The following is an 18,810-nucleotide window of genomic DNA, read 5'->3' on the forward strand; positions in this document are numbered from 1 at the left end:
GTGGTGGGTGATGACGGGATCGAACCGCCGACCCTCTGCTTGTAAGGCAGATGCTCTCCCGGCTGAGCTAATCACCCGTGTGCTTCGCTGAGGTGGCGAAATTTACGCAGGTATCGATGCTAAGTCAATACTCTGATTGAAGTTTTTTTCACTTTGGTGAAAAAAACCAGCTACAAGCTTCACGCTGTAAGCTGCAAGAAAGAGCAAAATCAACAGCGCACCGCGTACAACTTGAAGCTTGCAACTGAGCGCTTGCAGCTACCGATAGATCATCTTCTTGGTCATGCCGCCGTCGACCACGAACTCCTGACCGGTGACGAAGCCAGCATTGCGCGACAACAGCCAGGCAACCATGGCTGCCACGTCTTCTACCGTCCCTACCCTGCCCGCTGGGTGCTGGGCATGATCGGCTTCGCTCAGCGGCTCGGCACGACGTTCGGAAGGATCACGAGCATCAATCCAACCAGGGCTCACCGCATTGACGCGGATCTCCGGCCCCAGACTCATGGCCAGCGCATGCGTGAGCGCCAGCAAGCCACCCTTGCTGGCCGCGTAGGCCTCTGTGTCGGGTTCCGATTGTGCGGCGCGGGTGGACGCCAGGTTGACGATCGCACCACCGTGAGCGCGCAGGTACGGCGCACAGTGCTTGGCCAGCAGCATCGGCCCACCAAGGTTGACCGCCAACACCCGGTTCCAGTGCGCAAGGCTGAGGGTTTCCAGGGTGGTGTTGTGCGGGTCGGCAATGGCGGCATTGCACACCAGCGCGTCAAGACGACCGAACTGGCCGAGCACTTCGGCCACCGCGGTCTTGACCTGGGTTTCATCGGCAACGTCCATGCCAATGAACCAGGCATTGTCGCCCAACACCTTGGACGCCTTGGCACCGCGCACACGATCAAGATCGCTGAGCACCACCTGCCAGCCTTCAGCGATCAGCCAGGCAGCAATGCCCAGGCCGATCCCACGTGCCGCACCGGTCACCAGGGCGACGCGGCCGTTATGGCTGCTGTCGCCCACTGACCAGTCGATCACAGCGCCGCCAGACCGCGGGCCAGGTCGGCCTTGAGATCAGCAACGTCTTCCAGACCTACGGCAACCCGGATCAGACTGTCGCGAATCCCGGCAGCCTCCCGCTCCTGCGGCGACAGACGGCCGTGAGAAGTGGTGCCCGGGTGGGTGATGGTGGTCTTGCTGTCACCCAGATTGGCGGTGATCGAGATCAGACGCGTAGCATCGATGAAGCGCCAGGCACCCTCTTTGCCACCCTTGACCTCAAAGCTCACCACCGCGCCAAAACCACTCATCTGGCTTTTCGCCAAAGCGTGCTGCGGATGGCTCTGCAACCCGGCGTAGTGAACCTTTTCAATGCCGTCCTGCTGCTCCAACCACTCGGCCAGGGCCTGTGCGCCGGCGCAGTGGGCACGCATACGCAGGTTGAGTGTCTCCAGGCCCTTGAGGAAAATCCAGGCGTTGAACGGGCTCAGCGACGGCCCGGCGGTGCGCAGAAAGCCCACCACTTCTTTCATTTGCTCGCTGCGCCCGGCAACCACACCGCCCATGCAACGGCCTTGGCCATCGATGAACTTGGTCGCCGAGTGCACGACGATGTCGGCGCCCAGCTTCAGTGGCTGTTGCAATGCAGGGGTGCTGAAACAGTTGTCGACCACCAGTTGCGCACCCTTGGCGTGAGCAATCTCGGCCAGTGCAGCGATATCCACCAGCTCAGCCAGAGGATTGGACGGCGACTCGACGAACAACAGCTTGGTGTTGGCCTTGATCGCCGCATCCCAACCGGCAAGATCCACCAACGGCACGTAATCAACCTGCACACCGAAGCGCTTGAAATACTTCTCGAACAGGCTGATGGTCGAGCCGAATACGCTCTGCGAGACCAGCACATGGTCACCGGCGCTGCACAAGGCCATTACCGTGGAGAGGATCGCCGACATGCCGGTGGAGGTGGCCACCGCTTGCTCAGCGCCTTCCAAGGCGGCGATGCGCTCTTCGAACGCACGTACGGTGGGGTTGGTGTAGCGTGAATAGACGTTACCTGGAACCTCGCCGGCGAACCGTGCAGCGGCATCAGCCGCTGTCCGGAACACGTAGCTGGAAGTGAAGAACAGCGGATCGCTGTGTTCACCTTCCGGCGTGCGATGCTGGCCGGCGCGTACCGCCAGCGTGTCAAAAGCGACCCCTTCGAGGTCGCTGTCCAGGCGCCCGGCATCCCATTCCTGTGTCATGCCGCTGCCTCCTAAATTAATTGTTGTAGAGGTCGATGATCGCGCTGACCGCCTGGTTCTTGACCTTGGAGGCGTCATTACGTGCCTGCTCGATCTTGTCCAGGTAGGCCTCGTCGATGTCACCGGTGACGTACTTGCCGTCGAACACCGCGCAATCGAAATGCTCGATCTTGATCTTGCCACCACCCACAGCCTCGATCAGGTCCGGCAGGTCCTGGTAAACCAGCCAGTCGGCACCGATCAGCTCGGCGACGTCTTCGGTGCTGCGGTTGTGGGCGATCAGTTCATGCGCGCTCGGCATGTCGATGCCGTAGACGTTGGGGTAACGCACAGCCGGTGCGGCCGAGCAGAAGTAGACGTTTTTCGCCCCGGCTTCGCGGGCCATTTGGATGATCTGCTTGCAGGTGGTGCCACGGACGATGGAGTCGTCCACCAGCATCACGTTCTTACCGCGAAACTCCAGCTCGATGGCGTTGAGCTTCTGGCGCACCGATTTTTTCCGCGCCGCTTGGCCAGGCATGATGAAGGTCCGGCCGATGTAACGGTTCTTGACGAAGCCTTCGCGGAACTTGACGCCCAGGTGGTTAGCCAGCTCCAGCGCTGCGGTACGGCTGGTATCAGGAATCGGGATGACCACGTCGATGTCGTGATCCGGACGCTCGCGCTGGATTTTCTCGGCCAGCTTCTCGCCCATGCGCAGGCGCGCCTTGTAGACCGAGACGCCGTCGATGATCGAATCTGGGCGTGCCAGGTAAACGTGTTCGAAGATGCACGGCGACAGTTGCGGGTTGTTCGCGCACTGACGGGTGTGCAACTTGCCTTCTTCGGTGATGTACACCGCTTCGCCCGGGGCCAGGTCGCGGATCAGGGTGAAGCCAAGCACGTCGAGGGAAACGCTTTCCGAGGCGATCATGTACTCCACGCCTTCGTCGGTGTGACGCTGACCGAAGACGATCGGACGGATGCCGTTCGGGTCACGGAAACCGACGATACCGTAACCGGTGATCATCGCCACCACTGCGTAGCCACCGACGCAACGGTTGTGCACGTCAGTAACCGCAGCGAACACGTCTTCTTCGGTCGGCTGCAGTTTGCCGCGCACTGCCAACTCGTGGGCGAAGACGTTGAGTAGGACTTCAGAGTCAGAACTGGTGTTGACGTGGCGCAGGTCGGACTCGTAAATCTCTTTGGCCAACTGTTCAACGTTGGTCAGGTTGCCGTTGTGCGCCAGGGTGATGCCATAGGGCGAGTTGACGTAGAACGGCTGGGCCTCTGCCGAGGTCGAACTGCCCGCAGTCGGGTAACGCACATGGCCAATGCCCATGTGCCCGACCAGGCGCTGCATATGGCGCTGCTGGAACACATCACGGACCAGGCCGTTGTCCTTGCGCAGGAATAACCGGCCATCATGGCTGGTCACAATACCGGCAGCGTCCTGGCCGCGATGCTGGAGGACGGTTAGCGCGTCATACAGCGCCTGATTGACGTTCGACTTACCGACGATACCGACGATGCCACACATGCGACGCAACCCCTACTTAATGAAACTGGACTGAGCAGCTCTCAAGGCGTTTTGGGCCCCAGAAGCTGATCCTTGAACGGGAGATCAGCCGGTGCGCTGATCCCGCTGGCTAGCCACTGGCTGGTGAACCCCAGAATGAGGTTTTTCGACCAGTCAGCCACCAATAGAAATTGTGGTATCAGGCGAGAATCCTGCCACCACTGATCCTGTTGTACCGGCCCCAGGCTCAACAGCCCGACAGCCACCACCACCAGCAAGGCCCCACGGGCGGCACCAAAGGCCATACCGAGGAAGCGATCGGTCCCGGACAGCCCGGTGACGCGAATCAGCTCGCCAATGAGAAAGTTGATCATGGCCCCCACCAGCAGGGTGGCGACGAAAAGAATGGCGCATCCGGCGATGACTCGGGCCGAAGGCGTCTGGATATAAGATTCCAGGTACTGCGACAGTGAGCCACCGAACATCCAGGCAACTGCACCGGCAATGATCCAGGTAAGCAGCGACAAGGCCTCTTTGACGAAGCCGCGCTTGAGACTGATCAGCGAAGAAATGGCGATGATCGCGAAAATCGCCCAGTCGACCCAGGTAAATGCCACAGTGTTGCCTGCAAACGGATAAGGCGGCGCATTTTACCAGAGCAGCGGGCTGTCGGTAAGCAGTGATTTGTCGCCCGGCACTGGCCGGGCGACGAGCACTCAGCTGCGCTCGGGCTGGAAGCGCACAATAATACCGTTGAGCTTCTGCTGACGATTGATCACATCACGCAGACGCTCAGCTTCAGCGCGCTCGATCAACGGCCCGACATACACCCGATTCATACCGCCAGCCGAACGGATATAGGCGTTGTAGCCCTGGCTGCGCAGGGTTTTCTGCAGGTTGTCGGCACCGGCCCGATTGGACAGGCTTGCCAATTGCACCGACCAACTGACCGGCAGGCCATTGGCGTCGATCTTGCCTGCTGTCGGCTTGGCGGCTGTGGCAACCGTCGCGGCAGGCTTGGTTTCAGGCTTTACCGCTGATGGCGGCGTCGCTGGCTTGGCCGCGACCACTGGTTCCGGGACTTCAGCCGGGGCCGGCAGCGCTGGGGGCGCAGGCGCAATCGGCGTGCTTGGGGTCTGCGCAGGTGCCGTGGACTCATCAACGATAACCGGCGCCTCTTCAGGCAGCGCCTGAGGCTCCGGTACCGCCACCGGCGCGACCTGCACCGGCGCCATGCTCGGCGCCGCCGGCGCTTCTGGAGCGTCAACGCGCACCTGACGCATTTCGTCCTCACGAGAGAACAGCATCGGCAAGAAAATCACCGCCAGGGCTACCAGCACCAGCGCACCGACCATCCGTTGCTTGACCACTTTATCCAGCAATGCCATTTGCCCCATCCTCCGTGGCCTGCCGATCCAGCCACTGCAGGGCTTCGCCGACACAGAAAAACGATCCGAACAGCAGAATTTCATCATCCGCCGCTGCCAACGCGCACTGACCATCGAGGGCCTCGGCGACGCTGGAATAAGACTTCACATCAGCACCGAGGTTCGCCAGTGCCGCCTGCAGCTCGCTCGCCGGACGACTACGTGCGGTGTCCAGCGGTGCAACCGCCCACCCTTGAACCGCGCCAAGCAAGTGCTGCACCACTCCGGTCAGGTCCTTGTCCACCAACAGGCCGAACACCGCCAGACGCTTACCTTGCAGCGGCCGGGCAGCCAGACGTTGGGCCAGATACTCGGCGGCATGAGGGTTATGGCCGACATCCATGAGGATAGTCAATGCCTTGCCCTGCCAGCGAAATCTGCGGCGATCCAGACGACCGACCATCCGCGTCGATTGCAGCGCCGCGGCGATCTGCCCGGCGTCCCATGGCAAGCCCAGCAACAGATAGGCTTGCAGGGCCAGCGCGGCGTTTTCCATGGGCAGGTCGAGCAACGGCAGATCGCGCAGCTCGACTAGCTGTCCACGGCTATCAACGCCCCGCCACTGCCAATACTGATCGGTGCTGGCGAGATCAAAATCTCGACCACGCAAGAAGAACGGACACGCCAACTCGCGGGCTTTATCCAGTAGTGGCTGCGGCGGATTGAGGTCACCGCACAGCGCAGGCTTGCCCGGGCGAAAAATCCCGGCCTTTTCAAAGGCCACCAACTCCCGGGTGTCGCCGAGGTAGTCGACATGATCGACACCAATGCTGGTAACCAGCGCCACATCGGCATCGACGATATTGACGGTATCCAGACGCCCGCCCAGGCCCACCTCAAGCACTACGGCATCCAGCGCGGACTGCTTGAACAGCCAGAACGCCGCCAGGGTACCGGCCTCGAAATAGGTCAGGGAAATCTCGCCGCGGGCAGCTTCGACGGCGGCAAATGCCTCGCACAGCTGCTGATCGGCCGCTTCTTCGCCATCGATTTGCACCCGTTCGTTGTAACGCAACAGGTGCGGCGAGCTGTAAACCCCAACCCTAAGCCCCTGAGCACGCAACAACGCCGCCACAAAGGCGCAGGTCGAGCCCTTGCCGTTGGTGCCGGTCACGGTAATCACCCGTGGCGCCGGCTTGTCCAACCCGAGCCTGGCTGCAACCTGTTGCGAACGCGCCAGGCCCATATCGATGGCCGAGGGGTGCAACTGCTCGAGATAGGCGAGCCAGTCGCCAAGGGTACGTTGGGTCATACGGTAGCTGGCGCCGGCGGTACGACGATCGGCTCAAGCACAGGCTCAACGAACTTCGGCGTCGGCAGGCCCATCATCTGTGCCAGCAGGTTGCCCAGGCGCTGACGCAACTCCTGACGCGGGATGATCATATCGATAGCGCCGTGCTCGAGGAGGAACTCGCTGCGCTGGAAGCCTTCGGGCAGCTTCTCACGCACGGTCTGCTCAATCACGCGCGGGCCGGCAAAGCCGATCAGGGCTTTTGGCTCACCGACAATGACGTCGCCGAGCATCGCCAGACTTGCGGAAACACCACCGTAGACCGGATCGGTCAACACCGAGATGAACGGAATGCCTTCTTCGCGAAGTCGCGCCAGCACTGCCGAGGTCTTGGCCATCTGCATCAGCGAAATCAGCGCTTCCTGCATACGTGCACCACCGGAGGCCGAGAAACAGACCATCGGGCAACGGTTTTCCAGGGCGTAGTTGGCCGCACGCACGAAGCGCTCGCCAACGATGGCCCCCATCGACCCCCCCATGAACGAGAACTCGAAGGCACTGACCACGATCGGCATACCCAGCAGGGTGCCGCTCATGGAGATCAGGGCATCCTTCTCGCCGGTCTGCTTTTGCGCAGCACTGAGACGGTCCTTGTACTTCTTGCCATCACGGAACTTCAGGCGGTCAACCGGCTCCAGGTCGGCACCCAACTCGGCACGGCCTTCGGCATCGAGGAAGATGTCAATGCGCGCCCGTGCGCCAATGCGCATGTGGTGGTTGCACTTGGGGCAGACATCCAGGGTTTTTTCCAGCTCCGGACGATACAGCACAGCCTCACAGGACGGGCACTTGTGCCACAGCCCTTCAGGTACCGAACTTTTCTTCACCTCGGAACGCATGATCGAAGGGATCAGTTTGTCTACTAACCAGTTGCTCATGCTTTCTTTCTCCAGTAACGGCGACCGGCAGGCATTGGCTGCCAGGTTCGCGCGTATGCCCTTGAGCTCAATTCATGTATGACGCGATGATGGACCGGCTCCGGCGCCCCACATACAGCGAGGTGCCCCGATACCGCCCCATCGTCAACCTGTAAGGGCGACGCCAATGGCGCCACCCGGTAATTTCGACCGGCCCATGGGCGCGATCCGGCAGCACCGGGCTGCGAAAGCTATGGACGATGGCGCGCGGCCAGCCGTCACATTAGCAACAGCAGACGTTATCACGCCTGCTTGACGGCCTGGATAAAGGCTTCGATCCGCGCCGTATCCTTAATGCCCTTGGCCTGCTCGACGCCACCGCTGACATCGACGGCATACGGCTGCACCTGGGCAATTGCGGCAGCAACATTGTCCGGCGACAAGCCCCCGGCAAGAATGATCGGCTTGCTCAGTTTTTCGGGCACCAATGTCCAGTCGAAGGCCTCCCCGGTCCCCCCCGGCACACCCGCTACATAGGTATCGAGCAGAATGCCGCTAGCGTCCTTGTACAGCTTGCAAGCGGCTTCGAGGTCATCGCCTGGGCGCACCCGCAAGGCTTTGATCCATGGTCGGTTATGACCGGCGCAATCGGCTGGGGTTTCATCGCCATGAAACTGCAGCAAGTCCAGCGGCACCGCTTCGAGAATTTCGCTGAGTTCGCAGCGGCTGGCATTGACGAACAGACCCACGGTGGTCACGAACGGCGGTAACGCGGCGATGATCGCCCGCGCCTGTTGCACGTTCACCGCCCGCGGGCTCTTGGCGTAGAACACCAGACCAATGGCGTCAGCGCCCGCCTCTGCCGCAGCCAAGGCATCCTCGATGCGCGTAATACCACAGATTTTGCTGCGAACGGCGCTCATGCCCGGTGAACCTCGGCTGATCTGGAAAGTCCCGGATGTTAGCAAATGCCTTGTGGATCGTCAGCCGCCAGCGACTCGTAACCGGTAAGAAAGTGTGGGCCGATGTAACGCTCGGGCAAGGCGAACTCATCGTGGTACTCCACCTGCACCAGGTACAAGCCAAAAGGATGCGCGGTGACACCGCCGGTGCGCCGTTCGCGGCTTTCCAACACGTCCCGAGCCCACTCCACCGGACGCTCACCGGCACCGATGGTCATCAATACCCCGGCAATGTTGCGCACCATGTGGTGCAGGAAGGCGCTGGCGCGGATATCCAGGACAATCATCTTACCGTGGCGCGTCACTCGCAGGTGATGAAGGTTCTTGATCGGCGACTTAGCCTGGCACTGCCCGGCGCGAAAGGCACTGAAGTCATGAGTACCCACTAGATATTCGGCGGCCAGAGCCATGCGCTCGACATCCAGCGGCCGGTGATTCCAAGTGACTTCCTGCCCCAAATGCGCCGGGCGAATCTGATCGTTGTAGATCACGTAGCGGTAACGCCGGGCGATAGCCTTGAAGCGAGCATGAAAATTCGCCGGCATCTCTTTCGCCCAAGACACGCTGATGTCGTGCGGCAAGTTGATGTTAGCGCCCATGGTCCAGGCCTTCATGCTGCGCGCCACCTGGGTATCGAAATGCACCACCTGGCCACAGGCATGCACGCCGGCGTCAGTACGCCCGGCGCAGAGCAGGGTCACGGGCGCATCGGCCACTTTCGACAACGCCTCTTCGAGCGTCTGCTGAACGCTCGGCACGCCATCAGCCTGGCGCTGCCAGCCACGATAGCGCGAGCCTTTGTATTCGACGCCCAGGGCGATGCGGAAGAAGCCTTCGGCCGCCGATTCGGCAACCGTGTTATCAATGATTTCCAAGAAGATACAGCCTGTCGATTTAGCAGATGGCGGGAATTATAACGACAACGGCAGCCACCAGGGCTGCCGTCGGACGTACAAGGGCAGGACTCAGACCAGGCGCGAGAGCATCTCCTCGGCTTCCTGTTTCTGGGCATCACTGCCCTCTTTGCGCACTTCGTCGAGGATGTCGCGGGCACCGTCATGGTCACCCATGTCGATGTAGGCACGGGCCAGATCGAGCTTGGTCGCGGCCTCATCGGCGCCACCCAGGTAGTCAAACTCCAGGTCATCACCGAGGTCGTCGCTCAAGGCGTCTTCAGCGGTGAAGTGCGGCTCGATCGACGGCTGCTCCAGGCTCTGGGACAACTTGTCGAGCTCGGCATTGACGTCATCAAGCTCGGAAGCAAAGCTCTTGGCCGCCTCGGACTCATCCTCCAGTGACAACGACAAATCGAAGTCTTCCGGCAGTTCCAACTCGCTCAGCGGGTCGAATTCCGGCATCGTTTCGTCGAAGGCGGCAAGCTCGGCAGCAATATCAATCGGTTCGCTGACTGGCAGTTCGGCCAATTGATCACCCGCTACATCGAGATCGAAGTCGGACAAGTCATCGAGCGCTTCAGGCGCCAGCTCAATAGGTGGCTCGGCGGGCAACTCAACTTCTGGCTCCGCAACCGGCACTTGAACCACAGGCTCGGGCGCTACCTCCAGCTCGACCTCAGGTGCGGACTCAGCAAGATCCAACGGCGCTTCCAGGTTCAGGTCATGCAGATCATCGTCCAGGCTCAAGTCGAAAGCGCTGTTCAGTTCATCGTCTGCAAGCGGATCCAGCTCTGGCACCGGCTCCAGCTCCACCTCCGCGACTGGCTCTGGCTCTGGCTCTGGCTCAGATTGCACCTCAGGCTCGGCCTGCGGCTCATCCTGCAACAATGCCTGAACGTACTGGGCATCCATTTCCGCCGCCAGGGCGGCGGCACCGATACCACCTGCTGCAGCCAATGCCAACATAGCCGGGAAGCGGCTCTTGAGGGCTTCGACGTCAGCATGGTTCTGGCCAGTGGCAATCAGTTGCCGCTCATGACCGACAAAGGCATCACGGTCGCCTTGGCGCGCATAGACCTCCATCAGCTTCAAACGCAAGTCGCTACGCTCCGGCGCCGCAGCCACAGCTGGTTCCAACAGATCAGCGGCGTGGTTCAGGCGACCACGGGCAATGCTTAGTTCCACTTCGTTGAGCAGCGCATCAGCGCTTGGCGCTGGCGGCGCATCAGCGGCGGGTGCCACCAGCGGAGCAGCCATCGCCTGTGGCTGGGCAGGCGCCTGCTCAAGCACCTTGACCGTTTCGGGCTTGACTTGCTCAGCGGGCGCTTCAGCGGCACTGGCAGCGGCGGCCGAGGCCGCGACCACAGCCGGTGCCAAGGTCACGCTCGGCGCGGGCATTTCCAGGCCTTCGAAGCTGCTCGGTGGCAAGTCGAGGTCTGGGCCGCGATCACTCTCTTCGGCCAGTGCGCGCGCCATGCGCAGGTGCTTTTCCGCTTCCTGGTCGGCCTTGCGCTTGCGTGCCAGCAATAACAGCAACAGCAACAGCACGAGCACGGCGGAAGCGGCGATCAAGGCCAGCAACAGCGGGTTGCCGAGCAGGTCGTCGAGCATCTTGCTGGAGCGGTCAGCGCTCGTGGTTTCTGCGCCAGGTGCTTTGTTATCGAGTGGTGCGGTATCGACGGCTGCAGGCGCCGGAGTCACCACCGGCTCGCCCGGTGCCGGCTGCAGTTCGGCAGCAATGCTCGACTGTTCAGGCGCCTGACCGGCAGCCCCTTGGGCTTCGAGACGAGCCAGCTGATCATTTTTCAGCGCGATCAGACGCTCCAGCTTGTCCAGCTGGCTCTGCAGATCGCCCATGCGGCTTTTCAGCTCGGCATTGTCACGCCGTGTGGTATCGAGGCTCTCCTGGGCTAGCGCGAGCTTGTCGCTGACCGCCTTGCCGTCACCGGCAGCGGTTTTGCTGCTGGGCGCCACCAGGCGCAGGCTGTCCTGATTGGCGATCTGCGCTGGCGCAGCTTCAGTGCCGGTGCGGCGTGTGGCGTCCAACTGTCGGGCGCGCGGCCCCAGGCGCCGGCCTTGACGCCAAGCGGCATATTGCTCGGCAACTTCGGTCACCGCTTCGCCTTGGGGAATGCTCATGACCTGCTGCTGATCGGGTAGGCGCAAGACCTGACCGGTTTTCAGCAGGTTGATGTTGCCGTTGATAAAGGCATCGGGGTTCAGTGCCTGGATGGCCAGCATAGTCTGCTGCACCGAACCGCCCTGACGGGCTTTTGAGGCAATTTCCCAAAGGGTGTCACGACGTACCGTGGTGTAGTTGGCGGGCGCGCTGACTGCCGGCGCAATCGCCGCCTGCGGCTTGGCACCCGGCAGCGCTGCCTGATTGACCAGCACACTGTAGTCACGCAACAGACGCCCGCTGGGCCACATTACCTGCACCAGGAACTTGACCATCGGTGCTGGCAGCGGCTGGCTTGAAGTCACCCGCAACACGCTCTTGCCGTTGGGATTGATCACCGGGGTGAATGTCAGGTCGTTCAAGTAGGCCTGGCGCTCGATCCCGGCCTTGGCAAACTCTTCGGCCGGCGCCAGGCTCGGCGCCACTTGCGCGGCGGTGAGATCGCGTACATCGAGCAATTCGATCTCGGCATCCAACGGCTGGTTCTGCGCTGACTTCAGCGTCAGTTCGCCCAAACCGAGGGCATGCGCCATACCGGACGACAGCGCCGACGCTGCGGCTATTGCTAAGACCAGTTTGCGAATTCGAAGCATGACCTCTTCCTTTGAAAGAACCGTCCCCGGCAACCGAGCAATATCACGGTAAAAATTAGCTGCAAGTATCTTTTACACAACATGTTTTATCAACAATTGCGCCAACTGCACGGCGTTCAGGGCCGCGCCTTTGCGCACATTATCGGTGGTCAACCAGAGGTTGAGCTGCTCGGCCTCATCGATTCCGCCGCGCACCCGTCCAACATAGACCACGTCTTGTCCGACTGCGTCACCGACCGGCGTCGGATAATCCCCCTCTTCAACCAGTTCGATGCTCTGAGCAGCCTCCAACGCAGCATTGACTGCTGTCAGGTCGATCGGTTCACGACTTTGCACCGATACACTGTAGCTATCGCCGAAAAACACCGGGACTTGAATGCAACTGACGGAAATCTTCAGGGCAGGCAGGTCCAAGACCTCGCGCAACTCATTGACCAAACGACGCTCAAGCGCACCGTGGCCTTCTACATCGTTGGCGCCTACTTGAGCCAACAGGTTGAAGGCCATCTGCCGGTCAAAAAAACGTGGCTCCAGCGGGCGAGCATTGAGCAGCTCGGCAGTCTGCCGGGCCAGCTCATTGACCGCTTCCCGGCCTTGGGCCGAGACCGCCAGGCACGCGGTGACGCTGACCCGTTCAATGTCGAGCAAACCTTTGAGCGGTGCCAGAGCAACGGCCAACGCTACTGCTGCGGCGCTTGGACTGCTTACTTGCAGCGGTTTGGGCAGACTTTCCAGACGTGCACCGTTGGCCTCCGGGACCAGGGCTGGAGCTTGTTCGGCTGGCAATCCGCCAGAAAGATCGATCACAGTGCAGCCAGCAGCGTGGGCGCGCGGGGCAAAACTGCGGGTAACGGCGGGGCCAGCGGCGAAAAACACCAGCTTGACCTTGCTGAAGTCGAAGCTGTCGACTTCGCGAACGCGCAGGCTTTTGCTGCGGAACATCACGCCACTGCCAGCCGACTCGTTGCTGGCCAGCAGGTGCAGGGTACCCACCGGAAAATCCTGCTCTTCGAGAATCTGCACAAGGGTTTCACCGACTGTACCGGTGGCACCGATCACGGCGATATCAATAGGCTGGTTCATGGGGAAATCCTCTGCTGGAACGGCGGGAGCGGCACTGTACTTGGATTTACTTCAAGCCTCCACTGCTCCTACAGGTCCGGAAAACAAAAAACCCGCGCTGTCTCCAGCACGGGCTTTGGCTTATCTCACTGCAGCGATCAACGCTCCAGCAAAATCCGCAGCATGCGACGCAGCGGTTCGGCCGCGCCCCACAACAGTTGGTCACCGACGGTGAAGGCACCCAGGTACTGCGAACCCATGTTCAGCTTGCGCAGACGACCTACCGGAATGTTCAGGGTACCGGTGACGTTGGTCGGGCTCAGCTCCTGCATGCTGATCTCGCGCTGATTCGGCACCAGTTTCACCCACGGATTGTGCTGGCTGATCATGCCTTCGATATCGGCGATCGGCACATCTTTGTTCAGTTTGATGGTCAGCGCCTGGCTATGGCAACGCATGGCACCGATGCGCACGCAAATACCGTCGACCGGGATCGGGCTCTTGAAGCGACCCAGAATCTTGTTGGTCTCGGCCTGGGCCTTCCACTCTTCACGGCTCTGGCCGTTAGGCAGCTCTTTGTCGATCCACGGGATCAGGCTGCCCGCCAGCGGTACACCGAAGTTTTCGGTCGGGTAGGCTTCGCTGCGCATGGCCTCGGCAACCTTGCGGTCGATGTCGAGGATGGCGCTCGCAGGGTTCGCCAGGTCGTCAGCCACCGCGGCGTGCGTGGCGCCCATCTGGCGGATCAGCTCGCGCATGTTCTGGGCGCCAGCGCCGGAAGCGGCCTGATAGGTCATGGCGCTCATCCACTCGACCAGACCCGCTTCAAACAGGCCACCCAGGCCCATCAGCATCAGGCTGACGGTGCAATTGCCGCCGATGTAATTCTTGGTGCCCGCGTCCAGCTGCTGGTCGATCACCCTGCGGTTGACCGGGTCCAGAACGATCACTGCATCATCCTGCATGCGCAGGCTGGAGGCGGCGTCGATCCAGTAGCCCTGCCAGCCGGCTTCACGCAGCTTGGGGAATACTTCGTTGGTGTAGTCGCCACCCTGACAGGTCAGGATCACATCGAGGGTCTTGAGCTCTTCAATGCTGTATGCGTCTTTAAGCGGAGCAATGTCCTTGCCCACTGCCGGACCCTGGCCACCTACGTTGGAGGTGGTGAAGAACACCGGCTCGATGAGATCGAAATCCTGCTCTTCCAGCATCCGCTGCATGAGCACGGAACCGACCATACCGCGCCAACCGATCAGACCTACACGTTTCATCGCAACTACACCTTTGCTAAAAAGTGGGCCGCTGCTTCACAAGGAAAAACAGCAGCGGGCCCGAGAGATTACAGATTCCGCAGCGCTGCGACTACTGCGTCGCCCATTTCCTGCGTACCTACCTTGCTGCAACCGGCCGACCAGATGTCGCCCGTGCGCAGCCCCTTATCCAGCACCAGGCTGACGGCCTTTTCAATAGCTTCGGCTGCCGCCTGTTGATTGAAGCTGTAACGCAGCATCATCGATACCGACAAAATGGTTGCCAGCGGGTTGGCAATGCCCTGGCCGGCGATGTCTGGCGCCGAGCCGTGGCACGGCTCGTACATGCCTTTGTTGTTGGCGTCCAGGGACGCTGACGGCAGCATGCCAATGGAGCCGGTGAGCATGGAAGCTTCATCCGACAGGATGTCGCCAAACATGTTATCGGTGACCATGACATCGAACTGCTTGGGCGCGCGCACCAATTGCATGGCGGCGTTGTCGACGTACATGTGGTTGAGTTCGACATCCGGATAGTCCTTGGCCACTTCCTCGACAATCTCACGCCACAGCTGGCTGGAGGCCAGGACGTTGGCCTTGTCCACCGAGCAGAGCTTCTTGCCGCGCACACGGGCCATGTCGAAACCGACCCGGGCAATACGGCGAATTTCGCTCTCACTGTAAGGCAGGGTGTCGTAGGCCTGACGCTCGCCGCCTTCAAGTTCGCGGGTGCCACGTGGAGCACCAAAATAGATGCCGCCCGTCAGTTCACGAACGATGAGGATATCCAGGCCAGACACGATTTCTGACTTGAGCGAGGAGGCATCGGCCAACTGCGGGTAGAGGATCGCCGGGCGCAGATTGGCAAACAAACCCAGTTGCGAACGGATCTTCAGCAGGCCGCGCTCAGGGCGAATGTCACGCTCGATCTTGTCCCACTTCGGTCCACCCACAGCGCCCAACAGTACGGCATCGGCCTGACGTGCGCGTTCCAGGGTCTCGTCGGCCAGCGGCACGCCGTGCTTGTCGATGGCCGCACCGCCGATGACGTCGTGACTCAGGCTGAAGCCGAGCTGGAACTTGTCATTGGCCAGCTCCAGCACCTTGACCGCCTCGGCCATGATTTCCGGACCAATACCATCACCTGGGAGAATCAGAATCTGCTTGCTCATGGGTTCCTCTTATTCGAATCAAGCGACACGCCGCATCGGCCCGCCGGAATAAACACTCAGCGTTCGGCCCAGAGCACCAGTACATCGGTGCTGAACGAACCGTCGACTTCAATCTGGTAATACTGCCGTACTTCTTCACCCATCGCCTGCTGCAAATGGCGTATGGCGCCATGCACAGCAGCTGTGGGCGCCGGACTTGCCGGCGATGGCGCTAGCCGGCTCAACGCATCAGTCAGGCGTCACGAAACAACCAAGGCTGACTTGTCCGGTGCTTGGCTTCGAAGGTGGCAATCGCATCGCTGTCCTGCAAGGTCAGGCCGATGTCATCCAGGCCATTGAGCAAGCAGTGTTTGCGAAACGCATCGATCTCGAAACCCAGGACCTTGCCGTCTGGACAGGTCACGGTCTGCGCCTGCAGGTCAATAGTCAGCTGATAGCCAGGATCGGCTTCGACTTGCTTGAACAGCTCATCAACTTCTTCATCACTGAGGATGATCGGCAACAGGCCATTCTTGAAGCTGTTATTGAAGAAGATGTCCGCATAACTCGGCGCGATGATGCTGCGAAAGCCATACTCCTCAAGGGCCCAAGGGGCATGCTCACGGCTCGAACCGCAGCCGAAGTTCTCGCGGGCGAGCAACACGCTGGCGCCCTGGTAACGTGCGTGGTTCAAGACGAAATCCGGGTTCTGCGGGCGCTTGCTGTTGTCCTGGTACGGCTGACCGACATCCAGATAGCGCCACTCATCGAACAGGTTGGGGCCAAAACCGGTGCGCTTGATCGATTTCAAGAACTGCTTGGGAATGATCTGGTCGGTGTCGACATTGGCACGGTCCAACGGTGCGACGAGACCTGTGTGCTGGGTAAAGGCTTTCATGCTGCGCTCCCTTGGATCAACTCACGTACGTCGACAAAACGGCCGGTGACAGCGGCGGCGGCGGCCATTGCCGGGCTCACCAGGTGGGTACGACCGCCAGCACCCTGACGGCCTTCAAAGTTGCGGTTGGAGGTGGACGCACAATGCTCGCCACTTTCCAGGCGGTCGGGGTTCATCGCCAGGCACATCGAGCAGCCCGGCTCACGCCATTCGAAACCGGCTTCCAGGAAGATCTTGTCCAGGCCCTCTTTCTCGGCCTGAGCTTTGACCAAGCCCGAACCTGGCACCACGATGGCTTGCTTGATGGTAGCCGCGACCTTGCGGCCCTTGGCGATCTCAGCGGCAGCGCGCAGGTCTTCGATCCGCGAGTTGGTGCACGAACCGATGAATACCCGGTCGAGCTGGATGTCCGTGATTGCCTGGTTGGCGCTCAACCCCATGTACTTCAAGGCACGTTCGATGGAGCCACGCTTGACCAGATCGGCTTCGGCAGCCGGATCCGGTACGCGCTGGTCAACCGCCAGGACCATTTCCGGCGAAGTACCCCAGCTGACCTGCGGCTTGATCTGCGCAGCGTCCAACTCGATGACCGTGTCGAACAGCGCATCCGCGTCGGACACCAGGTCTTTCCAGGCCGCTACAGCCATGTCCCACTGCTCACCTTTGGGCGCATACGGACGGCCCTTAACGTAAGCAATGGTCTTTTCATCGGTTGCTACCAGGCCTACACGGGCGCCAGCTTCGATGGACATGTTGCAGATGGTCATACGGCCTTCGACAGACAGGTCACGAATCGCGCTACCGGCGAACTCCATGGCATGGCCGTTACCGCCGGCAGTACCGATCTTGCCAATCACCGCCAAAACGATGTCCTTGGCGGTGACGCCAAACGGCAACTGACCTTCGACGCGCACCAGCATGTTTTTCATTTTCTTCGCCACCAGGCACTGGGTCGCGAGCACATGCTCAACTTCCGAAGTGCCGATGCCGTGAGCCAGGGCGCCAAACGCACCGTGGGTGGACGTATGCGAGTCGCCGCAGACTACCGTCATGCCCGGCAAGGTAGCGCCCTGCTCCGGGCCGATGACGTGGACGATGCCCTGACGCACGTCATTCATCTTGAATTCGGTAATGCCATACTCGTCGCAGTTTTCATCGAGGGTCTGCACCTGCAAACGCGAGACTTGGTCCACAATGGCGTCGATACCGCCCTTGCGCTCTGGCGTGGTCGGCACGTTGTGGTCAGGTGTGGCGATGTTGGCATCGATGCGCCAGGGTTTGCGATTGGCCAGGCGCAGGCCTTCGAAGGCTTGCGGCGACGTCACTTCGTGAATGATGTGACGGTCGATATAGATCAGCGCCGAACCATCATCGCGCTGCTTGACCAAATGCGAATCCCAGAGCTTGTCGTAGAGCGTCTTGCCGGCCATCAGACTTTCCTCATCAGCGTCTTTTCTATGCCAATAACCACTTGGCTTGTACGGACGATGCTATGACGGTAGATTGAATAACTCAAATTCATAATTTTTATGCTTTGGATAACCCAAAGGAATACTTAAGCAGTGGACCTGGCCAACCTCAACGCCTTTATCGCCGTGGCTGAAACCGGCAGCTTTTCCGGGGCCGGTGAGCGCCTGTTCCTGACCCAGCCAGCCATCAGCAAACGGATTGCCGGGCTGGAGCAGCAACTGGATGTACGCCTGTTCGATCGCCTCGGCCGCGAGATCAATCTCACCGAAGCCGGGCGCGCCCTGTTACCGCGTGCCTATCAGATCATCAACGTACTGGATGATACGCGCAGAGCCTTGACCAATCTCAGCGGCGAAGTGACAGGTCGCCTGACCCTCGCCACCAGCCACCATATCGGCCTGCACCGCTTGCCTCCGGTTTTGCGCGCCTTCACTCGCCAATACCCGGCAGTAGCGCTGGATATTCAGTTTCTCGATTCAGAAGCTGCCTACGATGAAATTCTCCATGGCCGCGCAGAGATCGCCGTAATCACCCTCGCCCCCGAACCGCACACGCTGATCCGCGCGGTGCCGGTGTGGGACGATCTGCTGGATTTCGTCGCCTCCCCGGAACACCCGTTGGCGCGAAATGGCGCAGTCAGCCTCGCCGATGTGGCCCACCACCCGGCGGTGTTCCCCGGTGGAAACACTTTTACACACCATATTGTTCAACGCTTGTTCGAAGCCCAGGGGCTGATGCCAAACATCGCCATGAGCACCAACTACCTGGAAACCATCAAGATGATGGTTTCCATCGGCCTGGCGTGGAGCGTGCTGCCGCGGACTATGCTCGACGAGCAGGTTGCGCCTATCACTTTGCCGGGCATACAGCTGTCGCGCCAGCTAGGCTACATTCTGCACACCGAGCGAACGTTATCGAATGCAGCCAAGGCCTTTATGGCATTGCTCGACAGCCACGCAGGCAGCTCTGAGTACATGAGGTAAACCGGCCAGTACAACTCTCAAGGACGCGTCACCGCCAAAGGTCTGGTACC

The 18,810-nt window shown here is 60.7% G+C and carries 16 protein-coding genes, 1 tRNA gene and 1 pseudogene; 1 reads left to right on the forward strand and 17 read right to left on the reverse strand.

From position 1 onward, the window contains the following. Position 1: 1 nt before the first annotated feature. The 17 genes and pseudogenes from ACQRAX_RS24900 to leuC form a co-directional block, all read right to left on the reverse strand. Positions 2–77: transfer RNA gene (locus ACQRAX_RS24900), tRNA-Val, on the reverse strand. A gap of 181 nt (positions 78–258) precedes the next feature. Next, entirely contained in the window at positions 259–1,017 is a 759-nt protein-coding gene (locus ACQRAX_RS24905; RefSeq protein ID WP_412040804.1) for an SDR family oxidoreductase, read from the reverse strand. A gap of 11 nt (positions 1,018–1,028) precedes the next feature. Continuing rightward, positions 1,029–2,240, reverse strand: coding sequence for an O-succinylhomoserine sulfhydrylase (locus tag ACQRAX_RS24910; protein ID WP_412040689.1), 1,212 nt, complete (start codon positions 2,238–2,240; stop codon positions 1,029–1,031). Positions 2,241–2,256: 16 nt separating this feature from the next. Then, positions 2,257–3,762 carry an amidophosphoribosyltransferase gene (purF, locus tag ACQRAX_RS24915; protein WP_045187247.1) on the reverse strand — a complete coding sequence of 502 codons (1,506 nt, stop codon included), beginning with the start codon at positions 3,760–3,762 and terminating at the stop codon, positions 2,257–2,259. A gap of 41 nt (positions 3,763–3,803) precedes the next feature. Next, positions 3,804–4,358, reverse strand: a complete 555-nt coding sequence (locus ACQRAX_RS24920; protein ID WP_045187244.1) for a CvpA family protein — start codon at positions 4,356–4,358, stop codon at positions 3,804–3,806. Between the two features lie 99 nt (positions 4,359–4,457). After that, positions 4,458–5,129, reverse strand: coding sequence for an SPOR domain-containing protein (locus ACQRAX_RS24925; RefSeq protein ID WP_412040690.1), 672 nt, complete (start codon positions 5,127–5,129; stop codon positions 4,458–4,460). Beyond that, entirely contained in the window at positions 5,113–6,420 is a 1,308-nt protein-coding gene (folC, locus tag ACQRAX_RS24930; RefSeq protein ID WP_412040691.1) for a bifunctional tetrahydrofolate synthase/dihydrofolate synthase, read from the reverse strand. The genes ACQRAX_RS24925 and folC overlap by 17 nt, the downstream gene beginning before the upstream one ends. Continuing rightward, positions 6,417–7,337 carry an acetyl-CoA carboxylase, carboxyltransferase subunit beta gene (gene accD, locus ACQRAX_RS24935; protein ID WP_412040692.1) on the reverse strand — a complete coding sequence of 307 codons (921 nt, stop codon included), beginning with the start codon at positions 7,335–7,337 and terminating at the stop codon, positions 6,417–6,419. The genes folC and accD overlap by 4 nt, the downstream gene beginning before the upstream one ends. Positions 7,338–7,618: 281 nt before the next feature. Further along, positions 7,619–8,239: a phosphoribosylanthranilate isomerase gene (locus ACQRAX_RS24940; protein WP_412040693.1), complete on the reverse strand. Its 621-nt coding sequence runs from the start codon at positions 8,237–8,239 to the stop codon at positions 7,619–7,621. Positions 8,240–8,277: 38 nt separating this feature from the next. Continuing rightward, positions 8,278–9,153, reverse strand: coding sequence for a tRNA pseudouridine(38-40) synthase TruA (gene truA, locus ACQRAX_RS24945; protein WP_412040694.1), 876 nt, complete (start codon positions 9,151–9,153; stop codon positions 8,278–8,280). Positions 9,154–9,243: 90 nt separating this feature from the next. Further along, a complete protein-coding gene (locus ACQRAX_RS24950; RefSeq protein WP_412040695.1) occupies positions 9,244–11,946 on the reverse strand; it encodes a FimV/HubP family polar landmark protein in 2,703 nt (900 codons plus the stop codon). Between the two features lie 72 nt (positions 11,947–12,018). After that, a complete protein-coding gene (locus ACQRAX_RS24955) occupies positions 12,019–13,029 on the reverse strand; it encodes an aspartate-semialdehyde dehydrogenase (protein WP_412040696.1) in 1,011 nt (336 codons plus the stop codon). A gap of 137 nt (positions 13,030–13,166) precedes the next feature. Continuing rightward, complete coding sequence (asd, locus tag ACQRAX_RS24960) at positions 13,167–14,279, reverse strand: aspartate-semialdehyde dehydrogenase (protein WP_412040697.1); 1,113 nt, start codon at positions 14,277–14,279, stop codon at positions 13,167–13,169. A gap of 68 nt (positions 14,280–14,347) precedes the next feature. After that, positions 14,348–15,430 carry a 3-isopropylmalate dehydrogenase gene (gene leuB, locus ACQRAX_RS24965; protein ID WP_412040698.1) on the reverse strand — a complete coding sequence of 361 codons (1,083 nt, stop codon included), beginning with the start codon at positions 15,428–15,430 and terminating at the stop codon, positions 14,348–14,350. Positions 15,431–15,486: 56 nt separating this feature from the next. After that, a pseudogene (locus ACQRAX_RS24970) lies at positions 15,487–15,597 on the reverse strand (SAM-dependent methyltransferase); the annotation flags it as partial. 65 nt (positions 15,598–15,662) lie between these two features. Continuing rightward, the gene (gene leuD / locus ACQRAX_RS24975; RefSeq protein ID WP_412040699.1) at positions 15,663–16,307 is read right to left on the reverse strand and encodes a 3-isopropylmalate dehydratase small subunit; all 645 of its coding nucleotides are present in this window, start codon (positions 16,305–16,307) and stop codon (positions 15,663–15,665) included. Next, positions 16,304–17,737, reverse strand: coding sequence for a 3-isopropylmalate dehydratase large subunit (gene leuC, locus ACQRAX_RS24980; RefSeq protein WP_412040700.1), 1,434 nt, complete (start codon positions 17,735–17,737; stop codon positions 16,304–16,306). The genes leuD and leuC overlap by 4 nt, the downstream gene beginning before the upstream one ends. A gap of 132 nt (positions 17,738–17,869) precedes the next feature. Between leuC and ACQRAX_RS24985 the strand changes: the two genes are divergently transcribed. Then, positions 17,870–18,760, forward strand: a complete 891-nt coding sequence (locus ACQRAX_RS24985; RefSeq protein WP_412040701.1) for a LysR family transcriptional regulator — start codon at positions 17,870–17,872, stop codon at positions 18,758–18,760. The last annotated feature ends 50 nt before the right edge of the window (positions 18,761–18,810 follow it).

Origin of the sequence: Pseudomonas sp. UM16, from assembly GCF_050312595.1 — a bacterium.
GTDB lineage: Bacteria > Pseudomonadota > Gammaproteobacteria > Pseudomonadales > Pseudomonadaceae > Aquipseudomonas.

What these genes read in the sequence shown, in the direction of transcription:
- folC (WP_412040691.1), bottom strand. Translation starts at nt 6,420, where the DNA reads ATGACCCAACGTACCCTTGGCGACTGGCTCGCCTATCTCGAGCAGTTG.
- ACQRAX_RS24950 (WP_412040695.1), bottom strand. Translation starts at nt 11,946, where the DNA reads ATGCTTCGAATTCGCAAACTGGTCTTAGCAATAGCCGCAGCGTCGGCG.
- ACQRAX_RS24925 (WP_412040690.1), bottom strand. Translation starts at nt 5,129, where the DNA reads ATGGCATTGCTGGATAAAGTGGTCAAGCAACGGATGGTCGGTGCGCTG.
- leuD (WP_412040699.1), bottom strand. Translation starts at nt 16,307, where the DNA reads ATGAAAGCCTTTACCCAGCACACAGGTCTCGTCGCACCGTTGGACCGT.
- ACQRAX_RS24940 (WP_412040693.1), bottom strand. Translation starts at nt 8,239, where the DNA reads ATGAGCGCCGTTCGCAGCAAAATCTGTGGTATTACGCGCATCGAGGAT.
- ACQRAX_RS24910 (WP_412040689.1), bottom strand. Translation starts at nt 2,240, where the DNA reads ATGACACAGGAATGGGATGCCGGGCGCCTGGACAGCGACCTCGAAGGG.
- leuB (WP_412040698.1), bottom strand. Translation starts at nt 15,430, where the DNA reads ATGAGCAAGCAGATTCTGATTCTCCCAGGTGATGGTATTGGTCCGGAA.
- accD (WP_412040692.1), bottom strand. Translation starts at nt 7,337, where the DNA reads ATGAGCAACTGGTTAGTAGACAAACTGATCCCTTCGATCATGCGTTCC.
- ACQRAX_RS24955 (WP_412040696.1), bottom strand. Translation starts at nt 13,029, where the DNA reads ATGAACCAGCCTATTGATATCGCCGTGATCGGTGCCACCGGTACAGTC.
- leuC (WP_412040700.1), bottom strand. Translation starts at nt 17,737, where the DNA reads ATGGCCGGCAAGACGCTCTACGACAAGCTCTGGGATTCGCATTTGGTC.
- purF (WP_045187247.1), bottom strand. Translation starts at nt 3,762, where the DNA reads ATGTGTGGCATCGTCGGTATCGTCGGTAAGTCGAACGTCAATCAGGCG.
- asd (WP_412040697.1), bottom strand. Translation starts at nt 14,279, where the DNA reads ATGAAACGTGTAGGTCTGATCGGTTGGCGCGGTATGGTCGGTTCCGTG.